Raw genomic sequence first — 24,168 nt, 5'->3', positions numbered from 1 at the left:
ACGCTCTTATTGAGGGGATAGCCGCTAAAGCGATATTACTTCAGCCGGATGGGCCATTCGGTCCAGATAATTCCGCAAACTATCTTCTCCGGGTTTCCCCGCCAGCTTTTGATCATAAATAAACAGATCCACCCCCGGCTGCAGCAGCCAGGGCAGCCTGGCCGTGATGGCCTCCGCCGTCTCCCCCGGGTAACCACTGATGAGAACGCGATTTCCTGCCTCAGTCAGACTATCACGGAAACCGGCAATCAGGTGCCCGTTTTGCAGGGTATCGGTCAATATCACCACGTGGCGAACGGGCAAAACTTCTTCGACCGTGTTTTCAGCGGGCGCGCACGCAGGTGCAAGCAAAGGGATAAAGAGCAGAGAAAACCAGGGTCTATACATCCAGAAAATCTATGTTGCGGCGCAGGCCGGTGAATTTTGTCCGCTTAACGGCCGACTTCTGGAAGACCCGGCGAAAAACCTCCTCGGTCATTTCCCTTACTTCCCTGGAGGACATTTCGGGGAGGTCCGGATGAGCGTTGAAAGCCGGTTCCTTATGCGGGCTGCTGAAACGGTTCCAGGGGCAAACCTCCTGGCATATATCGCAGCCGAAAGCCCAGCCCTCCATACGACCGGCAAACTCTTCCGGGATGGCCTCACGCAGCTCAATGGTCAGGTAACTGATACATTTGGAGCCATCCAGTAAGTACCCTTCCGGGCTAATGGCTTCCGTTGGGCAGGCATCGATGCAAGCCGTACAGGTACCGCAGTAGTCCTTTATTTCCTGATCGGGCGCCAGGTTCAGGTCAGAGATAATCTCCGCCAGAAAAAAGTAGCTCCCTGCTTTCGGATTGATGAGCAGGGTGTTCTTTCCCGTCCACCCTACTCCGGCGCGGCGGGCCCAGTCCCGCTCCAAAACGGGAGCGCTATCAACGAAGACGCGCCCATCAATCGGGCTGCCAATGCTTTCCTCGACACGTTGTACTACTTCGCGCAGCTTGGCCCTAACGACCTTGTGGTAATCTTCACCATAGGCGTAGCGGCTTATTTTAGGTGCTTCCTGGCTGGGCCGGTCATCCTCCGGAAAGTAGTTGTACAGCAAGGACACCACTGACTTTGCACCAGGCACCAATTTGGTAGGGTCTACCCGTTTATCAAAGTGATTCTCCATCCAGTGCATACTCCCGTGGCGTCCCTGCCGGAGCCATTCTTCCAGATGACGAGCCTCTTCCTCCATAGGTCCCGCCTTAGCAACGCCCACGAAGGAGAAGCCTGCATCCAGAGCAGTTTGCTTAACGAGCGTTGAAAGTTGGGCAGGAGACAAATTGAAAAGGAAGTTAGTAGAAGGGCAAGATACGATAGCTTATTCCTGACCGCTTTAGAGCGTGTCTAAAATAATTCTTTGCCAGCAGGGGCCTACCAAAAAAACAGCTGCTCTCCATCCTGATGGAGAGCAGCTGTTACTACTGGTAAACGCGAAGCGTTTGCCTAGAAATCGTTGATAGAACGTCCTGTGTAAGACATAATGTTCCGGAAGCCTACGTAAGACTTGGTAGTATCCTGGTATTCAAAAGTGCGGGTACCGCACTGGAGGTAGAAGCTGATATCTTTCCAGCTACCGCCGCGAATAACCTTACGCTTAGCTGTAATGGGATCATCATCTTTAGCGTTGTAGCGTACGTCCGGGTTGAAATCGTGTACAAAGCTGTTGGCATTCTCATTGAAGGCCGTAATGGTCCATTCTGCAACGTTACCAGCCATGTTGTAGAGGCCGTAATCATTGGGGTAGTAAGCATCCGCAGCAACGGTGTAAGCGCCACCATCATCGGGGTAGTTACCACGGCCAGGCTTGAAGTTAGCCAGCAGACAACCTTTAGAGTTCCGAACGTAAGGGCCACCCCATGGGTATGGAGCGTGCTCTTTACCGCCGCGGGCAGCGTACTCAAATTCGTATTCGGTTGGCAGGCGGAATTCTTCCACCAGTACATCGTTGTACTGATTCCACAGGCTGGTACGCCAGTAGCTAAAGGCGTTTGCCATGTGCCAGTCGATACCTACAATCGGGTAGTTATCGTAAGCAGGGTGAGAGAAGTAGCTACGCGCCATTGGCTCGTTGAAGCTGTAAGCGAAGTCACGTACCCACACCAAAGTGTCCGGGTAAATGTTCACAGGCGTCTCTGAGATATAAGGAGACATACCCTGACCGCTGTTGCCATTCGGGCGAGCGCGGGCGGCAGCACCCCAGTCTACCTGCTTGTAGGTGTACTCGTACAGGTTGGTGTTTACCTGACGTTTACCGGCGAAGCTTTCTTCTAACCAAAGGTCAGCGAGGGCTTCATCGGAGAAATCAAGGTCCATCTCCCAGTCGATGTTTCCGTCTTCGTCAAAATCGCCCATCATGTCGTGAGCGATAGAATCCCGTACCCAGTGGATGAACTGGCGGTATTCGTTATTCGTGATCTCCGTGTCATCCATGAAGAAACCATTAATAGTAATGGACTTCGGACGTTGGATGAAAGTTCCGGTAATGTCTTGATCACTGTTACCGACGTGAGCCGTTCCAGGTGGTACATAGACCATACCGTAAGGGAGAATGCCTTTCCAATCGGGACGATCAAGTACACCGACGAGTTCACCGCTCTCGCGGCTACCACAGCTGAAAAGGAAAAGGGCCATTAGGGATGCGGCCAGGATGGGGTTGAAAAATTTCTTCATTAAAAGACCCGAGTTTACCTCTGAAAGTTCAAAAAGCAGGACAAAGATAGCAGATTCCGGTTGGCTACCAACTTTCCAAGAGGAGTAGAAAAGTTTTTAACATCGCTTTCATCTGTTACCCGACCGAAACGCACGTTTGGCAGGGCTTATTATTAATTTGTGAACATAAACCAACTTTTAACAGAATTTTGGTGTCCGTCCGTCTATTCTTTTGTCCTGGGATAGTAAATAATTGGAGGAGGCACCCCGGCACCAATCCGCTTATGCAGGTTGTACTTCAGGGTGATTTCATGGCTTCCGTCCTCTACACTTCTAAGCTGAGAGAGCGTCAGGTCGTAGGCGTAAGCCACGGTCAATTTATCATTGAGATTAAAGCCACCGGTGATGACCAGTGCATCGCTGGTAGGCCCGCTGTGGCCACGATACACCAAACCGGCGTAAATATTTTCCTGATACCGAAATCTGGCACCGCCACTAATTTGCGTTTGGGTGCCATCGCTCACAGCGTAAGCTACCGGGAGTACCTCCCATTTGCTCAACAGGTCCAGCTTTAGTTGGAGGTAGGCGTGGTACTGTCGGCCAAGACCATAGTCTAAGCCCGGAAAAGCGATTACGGGTGCATTCAGGTTACGGGCCGAAAGACCGCCTTCAAGGGATGGGGATTGGTAAAAAAGACCCAGTCCGAGCGCTACGGAAGAATTATTTACCTGATTAGTGGGCAGTAAATCGTCGTTGTGGATGATGGTGTTCGGATCCTCATAATTGCCCGTTGGTGTTCTTAGCGCGGCCCCGTCAAGGCTGAGTTGGAGCATCCGGGCGGAGATGCCTACGGACCAAACCGACTGTCCCCGGACCAACTGGTAGTTGTACGAAGCGCCAAAGCTGTTGAGGTTTCTGGCCCCCAGTCCGTCCAATTCAACTTCTACACCAAAGCCTCCGCTGAGGTAATAAACCGGAAGGTGAGCGCTCAGCCGCTGGCCAACCGGAGCTCCCTCCAGGCCGTTCCACTGCGAGCGATAGGTACCGGTGACGCTCAGGCTGTTATCCAGGCCTGCGTAGGCCGGATTAAACTGCACGGGATCCAGCCACGGCATACTGTAGCGAGACAATTGCTGCCCGGAGACCATAAAGCCCAGGCTAAGAATTGGTAGCAGGAGTAATAATCGTAGGCGCATAAGTCGGGGGTTATCGGTCAAGTTGGTCCTCAGCTTCCGTCACCGTACCAACGGGAAGCTGACAGCTTTGGTTCTCACAAACATAAAACCGCAGCTCTCCGGGAAGGTAACGGTTTTGGAGAAGGGATAGGTCTTCACGGGCTTCCGGAGAAGCCACGATTAATAGTTCAGGTCGGTAACGCGACAGGAATTGCCCCGCAGCGGCCCGGGCTCCGGGCCCGGCAACGACCAGTTCTCTGACCGGAGCAGCATGCAGGAGGGCTGCGTGCGCCCAGCCTCCAAAGCTGGAAGGGTATCGTTCCAAACTGCCGGACATCGCCGCCAGCATCTCTTCTCCCCTGGTCAGATAGTGATCCTTTCCGGTCAGATGAGACAGGCGAAGCAGGCTATGCGCCAATTGACTGTTGCCGCTGGGCAGCGCATTATCAAAAAGGTCAAGGGAAGCAACGGGCAACTCACTGTCTTCAGTGCCCCGCAGATAACACATGGGGCCTTCCGGCATGGAAAAGGTGGCCAAAATATAGTCTACGATAGCAGCGGCGTTCGTCAAAGAGGCATCCCCGGCGGAGGCAGGAATGGCATAATCCAGCTCGAAGGTGATATCGTGCAGGTCGATAGCAGCTTCGGCGAGTGCAGCGTAGTCATCCAGGAAAGCAGGCGCTCCCAGGTCGCCATTGGTCAGGTTACGGTGCCATTGCCCCTTCACGTAAAGTTGCTCCGTAAGGGTCTGCCAAAGGCCCGTGGTCAGTTCCCGGTATTTCTCATCCCCCGTTGCCCGGTAGCACCAGCTCCAGCCGGAGATAAGTAGTGCATTCCACTGCAGGATCAGCTTGTCGTCTGCTCCGGGATGGACGCGATTTTTAAACTGGTATTCGTGCAGCGTTTTCTTTGCTTCCGCCAGTTTGACGGTCGCTATTTCGGTGCTCAGGTCCAGGCTGGCAGCAACAGCCGCCAGGGTATCCGGCCGGTAAAGAATATTGCTGTTCTCTTCCTCCCAGTTCCCGGCTTCGGTGACACCGAAGAAAGCAACGACAAGTTCAAGCTGATCCGCTGGCAGGAGGCCGGCCAGTTCTTCGTAGTCCCAGATATAGTATTTCCCTTCCACGCCTTCACTGTCAGCGTCGAGGGCGGCACGGTATCCGCCCCCGGGTAATAACATTTCCCGCTGTAACCAGGCTGTTGTTTCCGCGATGCCCTCCAGAAAGCGCTGGTTAGGCAATACCATCTGCAACTTGGCCATGAGGCGAAGTAACAGGGCATTATCGTAGAGCATTTTCTCAAAGTGAGGCACCCGCCACTCCGCATCCACCGTATAGCGGCTGAAGCCGCCACCCAGATGGTCATAAATTCCGCCATCGAGCATGGCTAACACGCCATGGGCGGCCAGGTGCTGATCGTTGAACTCCTGGTAGAGAACACCATTAGCGAGCAGCACTTCCAGCGACTGACTCATGGGAAACTTTGGTGCGCCACCGAAGCCGCCGCGACGAAGGTCATAGTTAGCCCTTAGTTTTTCCGTCAGGGTCTCCCGCCAGGCGGTGTGGTTTTCGGCAGTGGGTTCGATTTTGAGGAGGCGGGTACCGCCGCCGCGGATATTCTCGATCAGGCGGTTGGCTTGTTCTTCGACGGTGTTGCGGTCTTCGTGAAAGACCTTGCTCATCTGTGCCAGCACTCCCGTCCAGCTGGGGCGGTTGTATTTGGCAACGGGCGGGTAATAGGTGCCGGCGTAGTAGGGCCGTCCGTCGGGTAATAAAAAGGCGTTGAGCGGCCAGCCACCACCACCGCTGATGGCCTGACAGGCTTCCATATATATACGGTCTACGTCGGGGCGCTCCTCGCGATCCACCTTGATACAGACGAAATGCTCGTTCATCACGGCCGCGGTGGCTTCGTCTTCAAAGCTTTCCCGCTCCATTACGTGACACCAGTGGCAGGTGCTATAGCCGATACTGACGATGATAGGCTTGTTTTCGGCTTTGGCCCGGGCCAGCGCTTTTTCGCTCCATGGCTCCCAGTTCACCGGGTTGTGGGCGTGCTGGAGCAGGTAAGGGCTCGATTCGTGGATGAGGGCGTTGGTATATTTATGCGGAGAAATGGCGGAAGAATTATTTGGCGTGAATGGTGATGAGAACGACTGGCTCAGGGTTGATGTTTTAAAGGGGAGCTCGCGCTTCGCGCTCATGTGTCCCCGGATTGCGGGGAGGGCTTCGCCCTCTCCTTCATCCGGGGTTAAGGATGTTTGAACACAGTACTTCCGTGATCAGGGTCATTCGAAGTCGTCTTCGTCGCCCAATTCGAGGCGGGCGCCGGCGAGCTCGCTCATGGCGTGTTTTTCGCCCAGGCGGCGGGTGACCCTGATACCTTCGGAGTAGATTCTCCAGGCTTCGCTTTGCTCATTTAATCGCTCGAGCGTTTTACCGAGGTGGTAGTAAGTCCCCACGTATTCAGGCTCATCCTGCACTAATTGCTCATAGATTTCCCTTGCACCTGCGTCTGCGCCCTCCTTTTCGTGTTCCTTCGCCAACGCGAACCGCAGAAAGGCATCTTTTGGGTTTTCCAGCAGCATGGCTTCAATTCGTTCTTTTCGGGTCATCCTTTTAGCTTGTTTGCCGGTTAACAATTATTGCAGGGTGCAGGTTGCAGGGTGCCGGGGTGCCGGGTGCCAGGCAAACCCGCCCCAGTAACACTCAACCCGCAACCCGTACCTCGCAACCCGCAACCTCGCAACCTGCAACCGACCATGACCTACGCCGAAACGCTCGATTTTCTTTTCACCCAGCTGCCCATGTATCAGCGGCAGGGCGCTCCGGCGATGAAGAAGGACCTGACGAATATCCGTGTGCTCCTCAACTGGCTGGGCAACCCGCACGAAAAGCTGAAATGCATCCACGTAGCGGGCACCAACGGTAAAGGAACCACCTGCCACCTGATCGCCGCCGCCCTGCAGGGGCACGGTCATCGTGTTGGGATGTACACCAGCCCTCACTATAAGGACTTTCGGGAGCGAATCAAGATCAACGCTGAATTCATCTCCGAAGCAGAAGTGATTGATTTCACCGAACGGCTGGCGGAAGCTAAGCTGGACATTAGTCCCAGCTTTTTTGAGATTACGGTGGCGATGGCTTTCGACTACTTTGCCCGTCAACAACCCGACTATTGCGTAATCGAAGTTGGTCTGGGTGGTCGGCTCGACAGCACCAACGTCATCACTCCCCTACTCTCTGTGATCACGAATATCGGGCTGGATCACACACAATTTCTCGGAGAGACTTTGCCCGAAATTGCCTTTGAAAAAGGCGGAATTATAAAACCGGGCATACCGGTAATCATCGGGGAAACGCAGTCAGCCACCCAGCCCGTCTTTCTGGATCTGGCACGCTCCGGCCGCAGCCAGATCATCTTTGCGGATAAAGCCTACGCCATTGAGTCCATTGGCATGCGGGGAGGGGACAACCTGAATTACTTTTCCCTCCGTTTACCAAATCAGGAAGCCGGCCTGATCATTGGAACCGATCTGGGCGGGCCTCATTTATCCAAAAACCTACTGACGGCCTACGTTGCCCTGTTGATGCTGGCTGACCAGCAGTTTACCCTCAGCGGCAAAGCCCTGCAACTGGCCTGGAAACAGGTAGCCAAAGAGACCTATTACCTGGGTCGCTGGCAGGTATTACGCGAGCGGAAGCCATTCTGCATTGCCGACAGTGCGCATAATGCGGAGGGGCTCATTCCCGTCATTCAACGGCTGGAAGCTTACCAGCAGCCGCTGCACATTGTGCTCGGGGTGGTCAATGACAAAGACCTCAGCAAAGCTCTCCCATTGTTCCCGAAGGACGCTACCTACTACTTCGTGAAAGCGGACATTCCCCGGGGTTTGCCTGCAGAGGAACTGCAGAAAACCGCCGCGGAACATGGCCTTAAGGGGCAGGCTTACCCCAGCGTCATGGAAGGGTTTGAACGGGCCAAAGCCGATGCACGCGCCTGGGAAACTACGGACGGGATCGTGTTTGTGGGGGGGAGTATTTTCACGGTGGCGGAGGTTATTTAGACACATGGTTTATGGCTTCCTGAATAAAAGCAGAAAGGCCGGATAGAAACCAAGAGGCAAATTAGTCTACCAGTACTTTATTCTATTGTAATACAAAACGCTGTTTCCCGACTACTTCCTCCATCTACCGCTGTGAAGACGAGGCTAAAACAAGGCGTAGTACCTACCTCATATGGCCCATCTACAATGCGGGTCCGATCTAACTCAAGGTCCGTCGACCTGCCCGGTGAGGTATACAAAATTCCGTTAATATTCTCTCTCTGCAAGCTGGGCACCTGATCTAAAACGTTGGTGAAATCGATCTCGAGCCTACGAGTACTGAAGTCAATTCTCTGCTGCACTACAGAGGTAATGGTGAATAAAGCTGGTCCATCGGGCGCAAAAATATTATCGCCTTGTTCTTCTAGTGTCGGGAAAGTATTGTCCAGGCAGCCACAGCAAAACAATAGCGATAAGGATAATAGGATATTTAATTTCATCATTAAAAGTTTAGGGTGAGGCCGAATAGAGACTCCGTGGTTCCCGGACTTAGGTAACTCCGCTTGCGAAAGGAGCTTCCGGCAAGCGGGTTCTCAGCAGAGAAAACAGGTTTAACTAATTTCTTCCGACCATCACCTTTAAAATAGAAGTAAGTCGCAACGCCACTGGCGACCGCTAAGACGGAAGTAACGGTTACAATTGTATTGTGTGTCTTCTGGGTATCCTCATAATCCGCAACCGCCTGGTTGTACTGACTGGCAATGGATTCTATACGATCCGGGCTTATGGCAAGGTCGTAAGCATTACTTCGATTATTTATCAGATCCTCCAACTCATTCAGCTTTCCCTTTCTTCCGGTGAGGGCTGCGTAGGTGAGTCCTCCGGTTACGAAGAGAAAGGTCCCGTCTTTGAGTGTTCGCTTCAAAACTGCTGTGTTGTAGCGTGTCCGGGCGTTACTGAATTCTTTGTAAGCTGACGACTGGGTTTTAAGCCCAAGGTTTACACTTAGTGGCTTCCCGGCTTCTACCTGAATGGATTCTTTAAGCACTTCAAATTCTGGCGCCCATACCTCAACCACATATTGGCCGGGCAACAGCTTTATACTTGTCTTTTGGCTAAGATCAAGTAATTGCCCGTCAACTCTAACAAAAGCTGTTTTGGGTAAAATATTGAAGGTGACAAGTTCCTGAGCAGAGCTGCTTGAAGGAAAAATTATTACCCCCACGAGGAGGAGGAGAAATTTCAGGTGATTCATTTTATTGTTTCAAGTTAAAAGGGCGGCCAATAATGACCAGAGCTGCAAAAGTAATCCAATTCCACTTTCAGGCTAAGATAATCTACACTTGCAGCTTATCTTCCCCACCCCAACCACACTAAATCACATTCATGAGACGCTTTCTACTCCCTACTTTGCTTTTGATAACCTTCGTCTGCACCTGCGTCAGCGCCCAAAAAGCGACGACCGCCCAGGAACGGGATCAGGCCTTCCAACAGCGTATGCTGCTGCAGCAAAACAGCCCGGCTGCCGGTCTGGAGTTCACCAATATTGGTCCTTCGATCATGAGTGGACGGGTGTCTGACGTAGCTGTTGACCCCGAAGACCCGACACACTTTTACGTCGGTTATGCCAGCGGAGGACTGTGGGAAACGAAGGACAATGGCATCACTTTCAGCCCGCTTTTTGATGACCTGCCCGTCATGACCATCGGCGCCGTTGCCGTTCACTGGATATCGAAAACCATCTACGTAGGTACCGGAGAAGTCAACTCCAGCCGCAGCAGTTATGCCGGTAACGGCGTTTATCGCAGCACCGATGGCGGTAGCAGCTGGACGCATATGGGGCTGGACGAAACCCACCACATTGGCCGGATCATTGTTGACGACAAGGACGCCAGCACCGTCTGGGTTGCCGCACTAGGCCATCTGTATGGAGATAATCCCGAACGGGGCGTCTACAAAACCACTAACGGTGGACAAATGTGGACGAAGACGCTCTTCGTCGATGATAAAACCGGTGCCGTAGATATCGTCCGTGACCCCCGCAAGCCGAACGAACTCTTCGCCGCCATGTGGGAACGCCGCCGCTGGGCCTGGGATTTCAAAGAATCCGGCCCGGGCAGTGGCGTGTGGCACAGCACGGATGGCGGGTCCAACTGGAAGCGGATCACTTCCGCAGCCAGTGGTTTCCCGACCGGAGAAGGCGGTGGCCGCATCGGCCTGGCCCTGAGCTACGACAGCGGCGGCAAGCGGCATGTCTACGCCAGCATCGATAATTACTTCCGCAAAACGGCTGCCGAACTGGCTAAGGATGACAGCGATGATCGCCTTACCAAGAACCAGCTCCGCAGCATGAGCAAGGATCAGTTTCTTGGTCTGAAGAGTTACCAGGTAGAGGAATTTCTACGTGGCAACGGTTTCCCGCGCAGCCTGAAGGCTGCATCGGTCATCAGTCAGATCAAAAGCGATAAGATCACGACTGCTCAACTTGTTGAATACCTCGATGATGCCAACAGCCTGCTGTTCGATACGCCGGTGAAAGGCTTCGAGCTCTATCATACGACGACCAACGGGGAAAAATGGACGCGCACGCACGAGGATTACCTCGACCGTATTTACTCCTCCTACGGCTATTACTTCGGGAACATCACGGTGCACCCGGAAGATCCTACCACCATCTACGCCATGGGCGTTCCGGTAGTCAAATCCGAGGACAGCGGCAAGACATGGACCGGCATCAATGCCGCTAATGTTCATGCTGACCACCACTATATGTGGATCAACCCCAAACGCCCCGACCACCTCATAAACGGTAATGACGGAGGCATAAACATCAGCTACGATGGAGGTAAGAACTGGATCAAGTGTAACAACCCGCCATTGGGGCAGTTTTACGCCGTTGCGGTAGACGACCACCCTGATGGCTACCGGGTGTACGGTGGTTTGCAAGACAACGGAACCTGGCGGGGACCGGGCAATTACGAAGCCAGCCGTGGCTGGACGCAAAGAGGTGAGTACCCCTACAAAGCACTCTTTGGTGGCGACGGGATGCAGGTGCAGGTGGACCCACGCGATCATGAGACCGTCTACGTCGGCTTTCAGTTTGGCAATTATTACCGGCTCAACCCGAAGAAAGGAAGCACTAAGCCCATCACGCCCAAGCATGAGCTCGGCCAGCGCCCCTACCGCTGGAACTGGCAGAGCCCCATCCTGATCAGCCCACACCAGCCCGACATCTTCTACATGGGCAGCAACCATCTGCACCGGAGCTTTAACCGGGGGGACAAGTTCGAGACCATCAGCCCGGACCTGACCAACGGAGGTAAGAAGGGCGACGTGGCTTACGGTACGCTGACGACCATTGATGAGAGTCCGCTGCAATTTGGCCTGCTTTACACCGGCAGTGACGACGGGATAATGCACCGTAGTAAAGACGGTGGGGTAAGCTGGGACCGCATTGGGGAAAGTCTGCCCAAAGATCTGTGGGTGAGTCGAATCGCAGCGGGTAAGCACGATAAGAACGTCGTCTACGCCACCTTGAATGGTTACCGCTTCGATGACTTCAAGAGTTACGTGTACAAGAGTATGGATATGGGCAGCACCTGGGCTCCCATTGGTGCCAACCTGCCAGCAGAGGCCGTCAACGTCATTTATGAGGACGCTAAGAATGAGCGTTTGCTTTTTGTGGGCACTGACCATGGGCTTTACGTAAGTATGGACGGCGGTAAGAAGTTCGTGGCTATGGACAATGGCCTACCCGCTGTTGCGGTCCACGACCTGGTGATTCAGGAAACAGCTCAGGACCTGATCGTTGGCACCCACGGCCGCAGTCTGTACAAAGCCAACATTAGCTTGCTGCGCACCGCCGCAGTGGAAGAGCCGGGCATCACGCTGGTAGCGCCAGGTCGCCTGCGTTCTTCCAGTCGTTACGGCAGCCAGAACTTCAACTTTACGACCATCGAGCCGGAAACAGCTTTCCAGGTCTACCTTCCGGGCGCGGCCGCAGGTGCAAGCCTGAGTATAAAGAGCAGTGAAGGAATTACGATTTTCACTAAAGACGTAAAGCTCACCGGTGGTGTCAACACCATCCCCTACGACATGAGCTATGAAGGTCGCTTTAAGGAAATGCTGGAGGTTGAGCTGAACAAAGGCCGCAAAGAAGACAAACGCCCCATCAGACTGAAGGCAGGCAAGAATGGAGTCTACTACCTTCCTGCCGGAAAGTATACGGCGGTGCTGAATGTAGAAGGCACTAAAGCAGAGGCTCGCTTTGAGGTGAAGTGATAATGCTCACTTCACAGGGATCACTCCTTGACGGAAGTTGGCGAAACAAGGTGCGCTGGCAGCGAAATCCCCGCAGCATCCGGTCCGGGAACCGGGGCACCGCGTACGGTTTTAATCGGAATCAGGCCCGTCCAGATTGGCTCCTCACTCTCCACGTCGGAGGGTGGGCCCTGGCGCACCTTGGCGGATGCTTCGGTAATGGGCACCTTGATGGCCATGGTTTTAGCCATTTGCTTATCGGTCATCGGCAGCAGGTAATCCCAGCTGCCGGGCACCATCTTTTCGGTGAGGGTTTTGAAGGCGGCGTATTTTTCATCATGTTCATCGATCACTTCCGGCTTGCCCCACATGACCACAGAACGATAGTTGACGGAATGGTTAAAGGCCGTCTTGGCAACGACGATGTCATCGGCCAGGGTTACGGTGATGCAGACCTCCTCCAGCTCCGCCAGGCTGCGGAAAAAGTGGCTCCCGACTGAGGCGTGAAAGTAGACCGCATCACCTACTCGCACGATGGATTGAGGAATGCTTCGAACCCGCCCTTCATGGACGAAACTCATGGTGCAGAAGAGTGCCTCATCCAGAATGGGATAAATGGTTTCCGGGTCGTGATGAGCACGCTTGGGGTAGCGGGAAGGTACGATTCTTGAGTCTCGATTCATGAGTCCTTTTTTTAGATTTAGCTGACGGAAGAGCATTTGGGTACTTGGGTAAGCGCAGCGGGGGCGCTCCCCGCAGGTGCAGGCTTGGGTTGGCAGGCAGGATTCACCTGGCCCCTCTATTAAAACTTTGCACCTGCGGTGAGCGCCCCAAAACTATTGGAAAACCGGACTACCTTTATGCCCCAATACTTCCAATTCAAGTAGTCCAATATGCTTCGTCCTATCCGCATTGACCGGGACTCTCCCCTCCCCCACTACCGCCAGATCAGTGAGCAGATCATCGACCAGATCCAACAGGGATACCTGCAGAGTGGAGCCCGGCTGCCCAGCAGTCGGTTACTGAGTCAGCAACTGGGGATTCACCGAAAGAGCATCGTCCACGCCTACGAGGAGCTGCAGCTAATGGACTGGATTTACACCGCTACCGGCCGGGGAACTTTTGTGTCCGATGATCTCCCGGATATTGGCCCCAAAAAGCTCACCTCCTTACCGGAGACGGGAACAAGCTCACCAACCGTTGATATCAGCCTGCCCGACTACATGACCATGGCGGAGTCCGTCACTCACCTGCCCTACCACCTGGATGATGGTCTGCCGGACCCAAGGCTCATTCCCTTCGTTGAATTAGAACGTGCCTGGAAGAGCGCTCTTCGCCGCGGCAACCAATACCACCGGCTCGGCTACGCCTCGCCCCAGGGCCTGCCTCCCCTCCGGGAGGCCATTGCTGATTACCTCAGCCGGACACGCGGACTGATGGTAACGGCGGATCACATACTGCTGACGCGTGGGGTTACCCACGCCTTTCACCTCGCCCTCACGGCGATGGTAAAACCGGGCGACAAAGTCATCGTCCCCGAGCTCAACTGGGCTAACGGCAATAACGCGATTCGCTTCCACGGCGGAAGCTTACTAAAAGCCCGTATTGACGAAAAGGGACTGAACACCGATCACGTAGAAGAACTGATGGTCCGCAACGACGTACGGATGATCTACCTGACGCCCCATCATCAGTACCCGACGACACTCATCATGCCCGCCGCCCGGCGTATCCAACTGCTGGAGTTGGCCCGCAAACACGGCGTCTACGTTTTCGAGGACGATTACGACTTCGACTTTCACTACGGCAATGTGCCCATTATGCCGCTGGCCAGTGCCCGGCACGATGGTTTATTGCTCTATGCTGGCTCCTTTACGAAAGCGATCTCTCCGGCCTTTCGGGTCGGTTATCTCGTGGGTGATCCGGCTTTGATCAATGAATTGACTAAAATCCGGCGGATCGTGGACCGGCAGGGAGACCCTACCCTGGAGCACGCGCTGCTGGAGCTCTTCCGGCTCGATGTATTGCCACGCTCCCTGCGGCGGGCGCGGGGGCTTTACCAAAAGCGGCGTGATGTATTAGCCAGTTTGCTAGCCGAGCAACTGGGCGATCGGGTCAGCTTTAAAGTACCGGATGGCGGCATGGCCATCTGGACAAAGTTCGCTCCGGAAATCAATCTCACCGACGCCCGTCAGCGGGCACATCGGCTCGGGCTCAGCTTCTCAGACGGGGCGGGGTACGGCAGGGAATGGAATGCTACGCGGTTGGGTTTTGCTTCGAGTAATGAAGAAGAATTAGAGGAGGCGGTACGGATTTTGCGAAACTCTTTGGCGGTTTAGTTGGAATAATCTGCTGAATAAGACTTGACTCCTCCGGGGCTTTTCCAGAGGAGATGGAAGAGAGTTAACTCCCAACCTAAAATTACTTTCTCAGAGAGGAAGCCGATCTGGCTTACCTGCTTCTCAGTTTTTCCGGAGGAGCTGAAGGAGAAGAGGAGCTGGAAGAGAGTTCTCTCTCCAGCCTAAAGCTCCTTTCTCAAAGAGGAAAACCGATCCCGCTTGGCTGCTTCGCAGCTTTTTCCGCTGAGATGTGGATAGCTAGGTCCAAAGGTTTATAAATGTTTTATTTAGAACCCATGCAATTCTTCATCGTATTGATTAGTAACACGGTGGATATCTCTTTTCAGGAAACTTGAATTGAAATTAACCAAGAAACCAACTCTTAAATCAAGTAACTTGAGGTAAGACCTTACCTGTTTAAACATCACCTTCTCAAGTTTTGCAACAGATTTTAGTTCGATTATTACAAGTTCTTCAACGATTAAATCTGCAAAAAATGCAGGCTCGTTTTCAATAAACTCATTAGAGATAAAGATTTGTTTTTGCCTCTCTACTTTAAGTCCTCGACTTCTCAATCTACCAGCGAGGGTTGCTTCATAGATTCGCTCATATAATCCAGGTCCGTACATAAAGTAGGTCTGAAATATTTCGTCGACAATTATCTCAGTCAAAGCATTTATTGAGGCTATTTCTTTCGTTTTCAAGCTCATCACCACAAATATAAACACAAAAATTATTTAATTAAAAATTAAAAACCATTACGCTTTAAATAAAATCAGCCTGCCCAAGTGAGTTCATTAATGACTTTCTCTCGCCCAACTCCTCCTCTCCTCCCGCTCCTCAGGAAAAAATGGCCAAGAGATAAACGACCACCTCAAAACCTGCGAAGCAGCAAAGTCCACATTTATAAGCGTAATCCATGATCTAAAAAGGATACCCAAAAGCCACCACCAGCCGCAAATTATCCGCCGGCACATCGCGGGCATCCTCCAGCGGGATAACCAGTTGGGCAGCAGCCTCCTCATAGGGCGTTACGAGCGGCTGGGCCAGATCGATCCGCAAGATGAGAAACTGCAGATCGAAGCGTACGCCAAGACCGGCATTGACGGCAACATCACCGGCGAAGGCGTCCGTTTTGAAGTCCGTATCTAATTCTTCGAGCTCCGTTTTATAGGTCCAGATATTGCCCGCATCGGCAAAAAGCGCCAGCTCAACGATCTCATTGACCCGGTGGCGGTACTCAATACTCCCCTCGAGGATGAGATTGCCGAAACCACCAAAAGTGAGCAGGTTGTTCGCAAAGGGTACGGTTCGGCCGGGGCCGACCTGCCGCGGGGCGAAGCCCCGCAGACTGTTCGGCCCTCCGATGGAGAAAAGGTCGAAATACGGCACGATGGCCCGGTCACTAAACAAGGGAAAAGCTATACCTCCATGAAAACGGGTGGCAATCTGCTGTTTTTTATTGAAGGTCAGATAGTAACGAAAGTCCGTCTCCAGCAAGGGATAGTAGCTTACTTCCCTATCCCGCACGTCAGCTCCCGTACCAACGGGAAAAACATTGTTCATATTCATCGACACGAACTGTTTCCAGAAGAAGGAGTGGGTCTTCAGCCCCGCCAGCCGGGTATCATTGGTTAAGGTGTAATTAGGGGAAAAGACCAGCATCCGATCGAAGCGGTTCGTCAGGGCGTCATCTGTTCCGGGAGCCAGATTCACCTGCCGGGCCAGCTCCAATACTTCCTCGGTCGCCACTGACGGATTCTGGAAGCGGATGCTCAGTGGGTTGAGCTGGTGGTTATTTACCACCCGCCGTTTCCAGGTATATCCGAACTGTGCACTCAGCTGCATCAGGCTAAGGGATTCTTTAGCGTCCGGGTCAGCCTCCAGTTCTGAAGCCAGACCGCTGAGGTCTGACGCCTCAATCTCATCCGTGAACTGGGCCAGGTTCATACTCAGGCTTTCCACTTTACCGCTCAATTCCATTACCGTCCCGCTGGTATAGACCCGCGGAATCAGCTTCCGCCTTTTGGGCAGCCAGAGACGGGGAACGTTGAGCTTGGCGGAGAGTCCGTAGATACCTGACTGTGGCACACGGGCGGTCCTTGCATCCCCCAAAAACTGGGCGTAAGTAAAGTCCCCTTCTACCCGTAACAACTCCGCCCCACGCAGCAGGTTACGATTTACGTAGGCAAGCGTAACGTTAGGGCCAAAGTAATCAGCACTATTGTAAGAAAGACCTAGCTCCCCTTCAAAACGGCGCGGGAGCCGTGGCTGCATGTAGGCATTGAGCACCAGGGAAGAGTCACTTCCCGGCACCGGATCATAGCTCATGGCAATGTAGCGGAAGGTATTATAATCAGCTAAACGCTGGAGGGTCTTCTTGTGCGCCAGAGGGCTGTAAAGATCTCCGGCCATGGGTTCAAAAGCCTCATCAATTATTTTAGCCCGTAGGGGACAGTCCCGGCAAATGACGTTGAGCCCCCCGGTTTTCACGGTGTCGGATGCCGAATACCTTCCGGCGGAATCTTGTGTCTCCGCATTCTGATGAACGTTAATGGCAACAATACGCTGGGGCAGCAGATGATTTGACGGTACTTCATCCTTAAGCTTAGCCAGCATATTGACTTTGTGGTCTCCGGCCACCGTATCCGCCAAAAAGAGATAGTCTTCACTACGCGCATAATAGAACCCGGCTTCCCGAAGTGCGTTTTGCCAGCGCTCCCGCTCTGCCTTTACGTTGTCCAGCTTGTATCGCTTCTCTTTCGCCAGCGGGCTGTTTTCCCGGAGAGGATTAATAACCCGCGCCACGGCACTGTCCCGCCAGAAATAGCGAACAGAATCCATCAGATACGGCCGCCCCACGGAAAGATCAAAACTCGCGGAGATCGTCTGTGCAGCCTGATTCGTATCAAGCTTCCAGTCTGCTTCGTTATTAAAATAGCCTTCATTACTGGCCCGGTTCTCAATCAGGGCATTTACGCTTTCCACCAATGTTTCATCAAAAAAAATCGGTTCTCGGCCCCAATGATCTTTTTCGCCAAACTTCTCCGGCCTGGCGGCTAACTTTTCCTCAAATTTATACCAGCGATAGATCTCATAATAACCAAGAATCGGCAGACGGGCGTTGGTGTTATTATTCAGCACACCGGTAACGGCAGTTTCCAGTTCGCCCACCGACTGCCCTTTCGGGGCGGTCACTCTTACCGAGGAGCCATTGTATAGATACTCTCCTTCAGGGAGATATTGGGTAACGCTGCAGGAGGTGAAAAAGAACAGCAAAAGCAGGGCGCAAACGCAGGTGCAAGGGGAGGTTGAAATGCCGCAGGGCGACCACAGGAGTTCGGCCAATTCCCGGAAGCTTCCGGTTTGGTTAAATCCTCTTTTGGCATTAGAATTGAATCCCTTCATTCTTTTTAATCTTTCCCTTTACTGTCTCTGCCAAACCAGCGGAGCTTACCGAAGTCTTTTCCAAAAGTCAGCCTACCACCGAAGCGGATTACGTTGTCCCCCACCAGCGAGCTCCGATCCCGGTCATTGAAAAACTTGAGCCGGAAGGTTCCGTCTTCGTTGATCAGGTATTCTGCCGTAATGTTATCCAGGTAGGTTTGCTGAGTTCCGGCCACCTCATCCGCAGAGGTGCCGGCAACGCCGTCAACACTAATGATCACCCGTTCATCGAAAAGGGCTTTTCGCAGGCTGATTCTCAAATTGGTCTGTGTAGTTCCGCCCTCGTCCTCATAACTGTTGAGCCCGAAGTCCAGGTCAACGAAGCCGACTAACTGGTCGGCGAAGTTGTTAAGGTAATTGCTCATTACGTTGGTCAGCGTCGTAGCCGCCAGGCTGCTGCTGCCACTGCCGCTATCCAGCAATGGTATGTTGAAGCTGCCGAAGGCCAGCAGCTGAAAGGCCGTTGTGGTCATCCGGCTTTGATCCTGGCGGAGAGTGGCCAGCGAGCTTTCGACGGTACTCAGGCCCAGATTACCGTAGGCATCCTCGGGGTACAAGACATCCGTGGTGATATTGCTCGCCTCCAGGTTTCCTTTGAGGGTAATGTCTACATAAAAGGTCTGCGATCGTCGCAGACTGGTCAGGTCCGCACTCTCTCCCTGTACTCCCTGCACCAGCGCCAGCGGAGAAGTCTTCGCCAGGTGTCTGATCTGCAGGTCCAGCTGGGGGTTAAGCAGGTCTCCGGTGAAGGTCACGTTGCTCCCCGCCAGGACTTCAAACTTTTTATTGATGATATTCTGATAGATGAAATCGTACTCCCCTTCGGTAAGTTCCACACGCCCAACGGCCTCCTGGCGGCCATCGGGGTAGATGCGCATGGTCAGGTCGCCGTTGGCTTTGCCAACGAAGGTCTGTCCGGAGATCGGGTCCACCACAACGGTAACTTCCAGATTCGGGTCTACCTTCAGGTCCAGTGTCAGGTCCATACCCACCACCTCGGTCAGGGTAGTATCGCTCTGCAGGGTGTCCCGCCGGATGACGTCACGCCAGCGGTACTGCTCAACGTAATCGATCACTCCTTCGCTCTCTACCAGTCCTTGCTGAGCAATACGATAGATGTAGGTAAGCTCAGATTCTTTACTGGTGGTTGCGTTTACTTCAACGACGGGCAGAACAGCCCTGCCACCAATTTTCACCTCGGCATCCACAAACATCTTACCGTACCAGTCCTTGTTATCCTTCAGGGTGGAATTGATGGCCAGAAAGTCTTCGGCATTAACCTCCAGGTCCAGGAGTACATCATTAAGACTTTGCATCACCACTTCCCCCTGCACCTGCGCGGCGCCGCCCTCCGAGTCATACACTCTCCAGTCATTGCCGAAAGAGATGGTTTGCCCCCGGAAGGTGAGCGGCTTTTCGTCTAACCGAAAACGCTCACCCAGCAGACTGATCACCAGGCTGGCGTCCCTGAAACTCAGGTCACCGTTTAGCGTGGGCGCCTCTATGGTCCCCCCGATATCCACTCGTCCCGTCAGGTAGCCCTCTCCGCCCGTCAGATAGCCAAGGCTAAAGGGTTCGGCGGAAGCCAACTGCAACTTTTTCACGTCCAGCAACAGGTCAATGGGCCCGTTGAGTTCCACGGCTCCCGTCAGAGCCGCATTATTTCCGGCTTCTTCTATGGCAATGTCTACGCTATAGGTTTGCTCATTGTCGCTACTGACTTCGGCCACTATGTCGCCCAGCAAAGTTCCCGACCACTTCAGCTGATCAACCGACAGATTCGACTGAATTCCCAGGTTAGTCAGTGCATTATCCAGCCCCACCGTTCCGTTCACGATGCCCGCCGCCACCTCTTCTTCGGAAAAGAGTAAGCGACTGGGAGTGCGCAGGTTAAAATCCCCGAAGGTGATCACTACATCTCCCGGCTCCGTTGTTTCGGCGGACAAAGATTGCTCTCCGTTACGAAGCGCAAAATTCTGAATCAGCAAACTTGGCCCCGCCATCGTAATCAGGTTGCTGGCCGGCACCGTCCAGGTCTCAAAATTGAGGATCTGCTCCTCCTCCATACGGATGGAGATCGTGTCTGATTCAGGGTCCGTTACGAAGCCGAGGTAATGCCGGAGACTGTCTGTATCAGTATATAACTTAAGCTCTACCAACAGTTCGTCATTCACTGATTCTCCACTGAGGACCGTCTTTCCTAATTCTATCTGGTCGTTGTAACTGATGTTAGACCAATTGGCCTCAAAGCCAACGCTCACCGTATCGCCAACCGTTCGGAAGGCTAAATCTTTGGCGGAAAGCCCGGCGTAACCGATTTCCGCCAGGTCAAAATTGATCAACAGCTCCGGCGAAGCGTCCCGGTAGAGCAGGCTCATCTTGAAGGGTGACAGCTCGGTCAAGCCATTAATAAGCCCTCCCGTAAGTGGCTGCGGCCGCTTGAGCTCAAAGACAAAGTCCATCTCTTCTCCGTTTTCCACCGGTGTTGGCTGGCGGAGCGATTCGTCCCAATAAGCCATGATGAACTGAAGCATTTTCTGCGGCGTCTTTACGGGGTCAAAAGTGCCCAGCAGCTCCGCATCCAACACATCGGAGCGAACATAGACTTCGTTTTTAAAATCTTGCAGACTAGCCCTCATCACCAGGCTGTCCACGTAGCTGCTCCCCTCCGCCCCGCGCAAGCGGATAGAATCCAGGCGGGCGTAAGCGATCATACGATAAGGGTCCAGGCCTTCACTGTTGGCCGCCAGGCGGCCGTCCACCAGCATGGGCACCTCCGTGATATCCCAATGCTGCAGGTTGAGGCGGTTGATGTCTACGAGGGCTTCAACGGAGGCGACACTGTCCGGACCAAGAACGTAACTCCCCTGCCCCGAGGCCAGAGCTTCCGGATGCGTAATATTGAAATCAGCGGCGTATTGGCCATCCTCCACCAATGCATTGAAATCGACGATTTCGCCAACGGCTTCGTTACTGATGGCGGCATCCACGAGGAGGTTCATGGCGGGCTCCAGCCGGCCTTTTACCTGAGCGGTAATGTTGAGCGCGCCGAGGCCGAGTGTCTCCAGCGTATCCCGCATCGGGCCGGTAAAAAGCTCCGCGATGCGAATGTCTTTCAGGTCCAGGTTAATGTTCAGGTCTTCCGGATTGTATTTCCCCTTCAGGTTCCAGATACCGTTGTCGGTTTCCAGCGGAACATCAAAATCAAGGTTGGTAAGGTTTCCGGAGATCCGGGCATTTCTGATTTTCAGGTCGGGGATATTGAGATCCGCCGGGAGCGTGCTATCCGGTAGAATTTCCCGCACGTCGGCGATATTGACGGCCAGATCCGAGACCTCTACATCGAGGTTCAGCTTGTCCGGATCGAGTGCATTCCGGATGTTTCCCCGGATGCTGGCGAAGGTTTGCTCGCCGGGCAGATTAAGCCGGAGGTTTACGTCCAGGCTTTCCATGGGGCCGCTGACGGTCCCGCTGCCCCGCAGAAAATCGGGAATACGGTAGTCTTCGGGCAGGCTTCCGGGGGGGACGTAAGCCAGAATGGTGGCCCTGGTGGCCAGCAGCGTATCGAGTTCTACGTTGAGGCGGGTTTGGGGGAAAGTCGTCACGCCCTCGATCACGCCGTTCGTTTTCACCCGACTCAGCAGCCCGTTGCCAAACTGTCGGTTTTCGACGGCGTAGAAGTTCATTTGCAAGCGGTCACCCCGATACTCAGCGCTGCCTTCGGCGACTACTTTTTCGGGCCAATCGATGTCTGGCGGCAGCATCCCATCGGGGACAAGGGGCAGCAACGGGCCGGGAATAAGGCTAAACTCCCGCAGGGTTAGCCGGCCGGCGATTTTGTCAACGTCAAGCGCATTTTCTACCCGGCCGAAGGCGCGGACCTTTACGCCGGGACCATCGAGTTGAACGCGACTGAGCTGCATGGCGGCCATCGTGCCGCTGGCGCGAATAGAAAAGCTTAGCTGCTGACTAAGATTATTACCAATAACGGGGATCGCGCTCAGGTCAGGGGCCAGCAGGGCAACGTCCTTCAGCCCCAGATAGCCATCAAGTTGGAGGCGGGCCAGCAGGTCAGCCATGTTTCCGGCGGCGAAGTCGTAGTTGAGGGCCGTATTGTCGCTCTTGATTTCGGTATTGGGCGTCCGCAGGAGGAAGTTTTCGAGGCCAAGAAAGGTCGGATTATAAATCACTGTGCCTTCGCTACGTTCGAGTGTGAGCCCGCTTTTTTCCTTCACGGCCAGTTGGCGCAAACGCAGGTGCAGGGAATCGATTATGTAAGCAATGTCAGTAGCCTCCGCCTGAATATCGCTTAGGTCAAGATGGTTGTAGTCCATCCCCGGCCCGGTCAACTTTGGGGCGGGGGTGTCCAGTTTAAGGGCCAGGTCCCTTAGTTGAAATACTTCACCGTTGAAGGCCATCTCTTCTCCTAACCGTAAGTCCGCTCCTTCCAGATTAACGTAGGGGAGCCGTGTGGCAATGTCCATCCCCTCCATCTTCAGGGCGAAGTCCGTCTCCTGAATCGTTACCCTGCCGGCCAGAAGCTGCATCGCAGCGGCAGTTGCCGAGGTATCCACAGGGGCAGAACTGCTACCGATGCCAACGAGGGCATCTGCACCTTCCAGCTCCAGGTAATCGATATTGTAGACTTGACCTTCCAGGTCTAACCCATTGATCTGCCCCGCCAGGCGGCGGGCGCTGAGGTCGGCCAGGATGCCGGTGGGATCGTCCTGATAGTAGATGTCTGCTCGTTCCAGCAACAACTCCGCTCCTGCAGCGTCGATGACCCAGGGCGCAGACGTGGCTGTTGTATCCTGAACCACAAGTTGGCTGGAATCAACTGCCGATGAATCTACCGCCCCCAGCTGAAGCAAGAAATCAATGTTAGAGGTAGAATCCGTTGTGCGGATATTGGCGAAGAGATCTTGCAGCACAAGGTCCGTTACTTCCACCCGAGACTTCAGCAAGCCCAACATGTTAATCCCTACGCCAAGGTGACCAACGCGGGCGATGCTGTCGCCGGCCGGGTTATTGAGGTAAAAGTTGTCGATCTCCAGCCGGCTGGGGAAGTCGATGTCCAAAGCACCAATACCCAGGTCCGTGCCCAGGCTTTCCCTGGCTACCTTTTCAATTTCCCGGGCCAGCCGTTGCTGTACGGCGGGTACCTGCAACAGCAGAAATACCAATAGCAGAATCCCCAGCAGAATGCCGATGACCCAAAGGAAAACCTTGAAAATTTTAGCGGGTAAACTTTTAGCCAATGAAGGAAACTTGATCTTATGGAGTGGAGTAGCGATGCTATAACCCCTGCTTAACCGAAGGTGTTCAGCGCCAGAGAGAATAGATGTGGATTTGACGGTTATGGGGGTAGAATCCTTCGGTAGTGGGAATGAAGCCGTGCGTCAGACAATTTTGACGGATAGCACCTTAGGCCAAGCGTCATTGCTCCGTCAAGCTTTCCCCTGCACCTGCGGCCGCGCCTGACTATTCTGCTCACTTGCCCTTACTTTGCAGTTATGGAAATCATTCTCATCGCCAAAGCCCTGCACGTTGTGGGCTTCGTCTCCTGGTTTGCCGGGCTTTTTTATCTGGGCCGCTGCCTGGTGAATCACGCCGAGTCCGATAACCTCAGCCCGCTGGAAGGCGATGCCCCGGATGCCGTACGCAACCGCCTGAAACGGGAGATTCTGCACGAAGAATATTCCGCTACCGAAGACCGCGTCTACAAAATCATCGTCAATCCGGCCATGATGATCACCTGGGTCGCCGGCCTGGTGATGATCGCCTGGAACCCAGGCTACCTGCAGTCCGGCACCCCCGGCTGGCTTCACCTTAAATTGCTGCTGGTCGTCCTCTTAGTGGTTTATCAGGTCTGGACAAAAAAGAAGCTCATGCAGCCTATGCAGGCCGGTGAGCGCCCCTTTACCGGCTGGCAGTTGCGACTTTGGAATGAGGTGCCCACCTTCTTTCTGGTCAGCGTTCCCTTCATCGCCATTTTTGGTAAGGTCGGTCAATTGAACTATCTCTACCTGACCATCGGAGTCGCTGTTTTCAGCTTCATGATCTACCGGGCAGCGCGGGCCTACCGTGCGGCGCGCGCCTCCTGAGGTCTGCGCGTTGGTTATCGGGCGCTGATCGTGGAAGGGAAAGTCGGCTTTTACAAGCTTTTACATCTCCCTTGCCGCCTTATTGGTTTCTTGTGCATGGACACAGCGCCCTTCTCATA

The 24,168-nt window shown here is 53.8% G+C and carries 15 protein-coding genes; 4 read left to right on the top strand and 11 right to left on the bottom strand.

Annotated elements, in window-relative coordinates; all coding sequences use genetic code 11:
* Positions 1–24 precede the first annotated feature (24 nt).
* The 6 genes from BM123_RS05480 to BM123_RS05455 all read right to left on the bottom strand — a co-directional run bounded on the left by BM123_RS05480 (position 25) and on the right by BM123_RS05455 (position 6,468).
* Positions 25–387: a hypothetical protein gene (locus BM123_RS05480; RefSeq protein ID WP_090166105.1), complete on the bottom strand. Its 363-nt coding sequence runs from the start codon at positions 385–387 to the stop codon at positions 25–27.
* Positions 380–1,309, bottom strand: coding sequence for a tRNA epoxyqueuosine(34) reductase QueG (gene queG, locus BM123_RS05475; RefSeq protein ID WP_090166103.1), 930 nt, complete (start codon positions 1,307–1,309; stop codon positions 380–382). The genes BM123_RS05480 and queG overlap by 8 nt, the downstream gene beginning before the upstream one ends.
* A gap of 164 nt (positions 1,310–1,473) precedes the next feature.
* Positions 1,474–2,700 (bottom strand): T9SS ring complex lipoprotein PorK/GldK, encoded by a 1,227-nt coding sequence (gene porK, locus BM123_RS05470; RefSeq protein WP_090166101.1) that lies wholly within the window; start codon positions 2,698–2,700, stop codon positions 1,474–1,476.
* 203 nt (positions 2,701–2,903) lie between these two features.
* The gene (locus tag BM123_RS05465) at positions 2,904–3,875 is read right to left on the bottom strand and encodes a PorP/SprF family type IX secretion system membrane protein (protein WP_090166099.1); all 972 of its coding nucleotides are present in this window, start codon (positions 3,873–3,875) and stop codon (positions 2,904–2,906) included.
* Positions 3,876–3,885: 10 nt separating this feature from the next.
* On the bottom strand, positions 3,886–6,057 hold the full coding sequence (locus BM123_RS05460) for a thioredoxin domain-containing protein (protein ID WP_090166096.1): 2,172 nt from the start codon (positions 6,055–6,057) through the stop codon (positions 3,886–3,888).
* Positions 6,058–6,141: 84 nt separating this feature from the next.
* A complete protein-coding gene (locus tag BM123_RS05455; RefSeq protein WP_090166094.1) occupies positions 6,142–6,468 on the bottom strand; it encodes a hypothetical protein in 327 nt (108 codons plus the stop codon).
* 147 nt (positions 6,469–6,615) lie between these two features.
* Between BM123_RS05455 and BM123_RS05450 the strand changes: the two genes are divergently transcribed.
* A complete protein-coding gene (locus BM123_RS05450; protein ID WP_090166092.1) occupies positions 6,616–7,920 on the top strand; it encodes a bifunctional folylpolyglutamate synthase/dihydrofolate synthase in 1,305 nt (434 codons plus the stop codon).
* A gap of 481 nt (positions 7,921–8,401) precedes the next feature.
* On the opposite strand, the gene BM123_RS05440 is transcribed toward BM123_RS05450, so the two are convergent.
* The gene (locus tag BM123_RS05440) at positions 8,402–9,154 is read right to left on the bottom strand and encodes a hypothetical protein (RefSeq protein WP_090166088.1); all 753 of its coding nucleotides are present in this window, start codon (positions 9,152–9,154) and stop codon (positions 8,402–8,404) included.
* 131 nt (positions 9,155–9,285) lie between these two features.
* Between BM123_RS05440 and BM123_RS05435 the strand changes: the two genes are divergently transcribed.
* Complete coding sequence (locus BM123_RS05435; protein ID WP_090166086.1) at positions 9,286–12,180, top strand: beta propeller repeat protein; 2,895 nt, start codon at positions 9,286–9,288, stop codon at positions 12,178–12,180.
* Between the two features lie 20 nt (positions 12,181–12,200).
* Here the strand turns inward: BM123_RS05435 and BM123_RS05430 are convergent, their stop codons facing one another.
* Positions 12,201–12,842, bottom strand: coding sequence for a pyridoxamine 5'-phosphate oxidase family protein (locus tag BM123_RS05430; protein ID WP_090166200.1), 642 nt, complete (start codon positions 12,840–12,842; stop codon positions 12,201–12,203).
* A 210-nt stretch (positions 12,843–13,052) separates the two neighbouring features.
* On the opposite strand from BM123_RS05430, the gene BM123_RS05425 reads away from it, so the two are divergent.
* Positions 13,053–14,498: an aminotransferase-like domain-containing protein gene (locus tag BM123_RS05425; protein WP_090166084.1), complete on the top strand. Its 1,446-nt coding sequence runs from the start codon at positions 13,053–13,055 to the stop codon at positions 14,496–14,498.
* 287 nt (positions 14,499–14,785) lie between these two features.
* Here BM123_RS05425 and BM123_RS05420 read toward each other — a convergent pair whose 3' ends face one another.
* The 3 genes from BM123_RS05420 to BM123_RS05410 form a co-directional block, all read right to left on the bottom strand.
* Positions 14,786–15,208 carry a GxxExxY protein gene (locus BM123_RS05420; RefSeq protein WP_090166082.1) on the bottom strand — a complete coding sequence of 141 codons (423 nt, stop codon included), beginning with the start codon at positions 15,206–15,208 and terminating at the stop codon, positions 14,786–14,788.
* Positions 15,209–15,422: 214 nt separating this feature from the next.
* Positions 15,423–17,906: a BamA/TamA family outer membrane protein gene (locus BM123_RS05415; protein WP_090166080.1), complete on the bottom strand. Its 2,484-nt coding sequence runs from the start codon at positions 17,904–17,906 to the stop codon at positions 15,423–15,425.
* Between the two features lie 5 nt (positions 17,907–17,911).
* Positions 17,912–23,203: a translocation/assembly module TamB domain-containing protein gene (locus tag BM123_RS05410; protein WP_090166078.1), complete on the bottom strand. Its 5,292-nt coding sequence runs from the start codon at positions 23,201–23,203 to the stop codon at positions 17,912–17,914.
* 255 nt (positions 23,204–23,458) lie between these two features.
* Here BM123_RS05410 and BM123_RS05405 point away from each other — a divergent pair, with 255 nt between their 5' ends.
* Positions 23,459–24,049 (top strand): CopD family protein, encoded by a 591-nt coding sequence (locus tag BM123_RS05405; RefSeq protein ID WP_090166076.1) that lies wholly within the window; start codon positions 23,459–23,461, stop codon positions 24,047–24,049.
* Positions 24,050–24,168 lie beyond the last annotated feature (119 nt).

This window comes from Neolewinella agarilytica (genome assembly GCF_900110645.1).
Classification (GTDB): Bacteria; Bacteroidota; Bacteroidia; order Chitinophagales; family Saprospiraceae; genus Neolewinella; species Neolewinella agarilytica.
Note: the sequence above shows the minus strand (reverse complement) of the source record. Positions and strands in the feature narration are given on the sequence as shown.

Excerpts from the sequence above, each read along its gene's own strand:
- BM123_RS05455 (WP_090166094.1), bottom strand. The coding sequence starts at position 6,468 with ATGACCCGAAAAGAACGAATTGAAGCCATGCTGCTGGAAAACCCAAAA.
- BM123_RS05435 (WP_090166086.1), top strand. The coding sequence starts at position 9,286 with ATGAGACGCTTTCTACTCCCTACTTTGCTTTTGATAACCTTCGTCTGC.
- BM123_RS05415 (WP_090166080.1), bottom strand. The coding sequence starts at position 17,906 with ATGAAGGGATTCAATTCTAATGCCAAAAGAGGATTTAACCAAACCGGA.
- BM123_RS05425 (WP_090166084.1), top strand. The coding sequence starts at position 13,053 with ATGCTTCGTCCTATCCGCATTGACCGGGACTCTCCCCTCCCCCACTAC.
- BM123_RS05480 (WP_090166105.1), bottom strand. The coding sequence starts at position 387 with ATGTATAGACCCTGGTTTTCTCTGCTCTTTATCCCTTTGCTTGCACCT.
- BM123_RS05440 (WP_090166088.1), bottom strand. The coding sequence starts at position 9,154 with ATGAATCACCTGAAATTTCTCCTCCTCCTCGTGGGGGTAATAATTTTT.
- porK (WP_090166101.1), bottom strand. The coding sequence starts at position 2,700 with ATGAAGAAATTTTTCAACCCCATCCTGGCCGCATCCCTAATGGCCCTT.
- BM123_RS05430 (WP_090166200.1), bottom strand. The coding sequence starts at position 12,842 with ATGAATCGAGACTCAAGAATCGTACCTTCCCGCTACCCCAAGCGTGCT.
- BM123_RS05420 (WP_090166082.1), bottom strand. The coding sequence starts at position 15,208 with ATGAGCTTGAAAACGAAAGAAATAGCCTCAATAAATGCTTTGACTGAG.
- BM123_RS05405 (WP_090166076.1), top strand. The coding sequence starts at position 23,459 with ATGGAAATCATTCTCATCGCCAAAGCCCTGCACGTTGTGGGCTTCGTC.
- BM123_RS05465 (WP_090166099.1), bottom strand. The coding sequence starts at position 3,875 with ATGCGCCTACGATTATTACTCCTGCTACCAATTCTTAGCCTGGGCTTT.
- BM123_RS05460 (WP_090166096.1), bottom strand. The coding sequence starts at position 6,057 with ATGAGCGCGAAGCGCGAGCTCCCCTTTAAAACATCAACCCTGAGCCAG.
- BM123_RS05450 (WP_090166092.1), top strand. The coding sequence starts at position 6,616 with ATGACCTACGCCGAAACGCTCGATTTTCTTTTCACCCAGCTGCCCATG.